Origin of the sequence: Streptococcus sp. 1055 (assembly GCF_013276815.1) — a bacterium.
Lineage (GTDB): Bacteria > Bacillota > Bacilli > Lactobacillales > Streptococcaceae > Streptococcus > Streptococcus pseudopneumoniae.
On record NZ_VMLT01000173.1, the window covers coordinates 1 to 1,009 of the forward strand.

The following is a 1,009-nucleotide window of genomic DNA, read 5'->3' on the forward strand; positions in this document are numbered from 1 at the left end:
AAACTAACTGAGGATAAATCGAAGTTAGATGAAGCTGTAAGTACAGAAGGTAAGACACCAGAAAGTATTCAAGCATACGAAGCCGCTAAGAAAGAAGCAGAAGCAGATGTTGCAACAGCGAAGGAAGCAGCCAAAGCAGTATTAGCTAAAGGTGACAATGCGACAGCAGCTGAAATTCAAGAAGCGCAAGAAAAAGTAACAGAAGCGCAAGGTAAGTTAGACAAAGCGAAAGAGCAGTTAGTCGACAAAGCAGACCAGATAGCTCTAACGCAAGCGAATAACGACTTAGCAAGCGAAGTAGCAAGTCAACCAACTACAGATGACAAGCCACAAAGCAAAGTTGACGCATATACTAAAGCAAAAGAAGCGGCGGATAAAGCAGTGGAAGCAGCGAAAAAAGTAATAGCGGACGACAATGCGACACCAGAAGCTGTACAAGCAGAGCTAGCGAAAGTAAACGCAGCCAAAGCAGCCTTGAAAGCGGCAGAAGATGCCGTAACAACCGCAGCGACAACTACAGCGAAAAATAAACTAACTGAGGATAAAGCGAAGTTAGATGAAGCTGTAAGTACAGAAGGTAAGACACCAGAAAGTATTCAAGCATACGAAGCCGCTAAGAAAGAAGCAGAAGCAGATGTTGCAACAGCGAAGGAAGCAGCCAAAGCAGTATTAGCTAAAGGTGACAATGCGACAGCAGCTGAAGTTCAAGAAGCGCAAGAAAAAGTAACAGAAGCGCAAGGTAAGTTAGACAAAGCGAAAGAGCAGTTAGTCGACAAAGCAGACAAGACAGCTCTGGTAGTAACGCCAGTAGCAGACCCAGCGCATTTAACAGAAGCCGAAAAAGCCAAAGTTAAAGAAGCCGTTTCGAAAGCTAACCCAACAGCCACCAACGTAGTTGTAAAAGACAATGGAGACGTAACTGTCACATTACCAGATGGAACAACTAAAGAAATTCCATCGACAGAAACCGTAGAGAAATCTAAGGTAGAGGTAACGCCAGTAGCAGACC

General features: G+C 44.3%; 1 pseudogene. It reads left to right on the forward strand.

Annotated elements, in window-relative coordinates:
* Positions 1-1,009: pseudogene (locus HT699_RS11455) on the forward strand (FIVAR domain-containing protein); the annotation flags it as partial.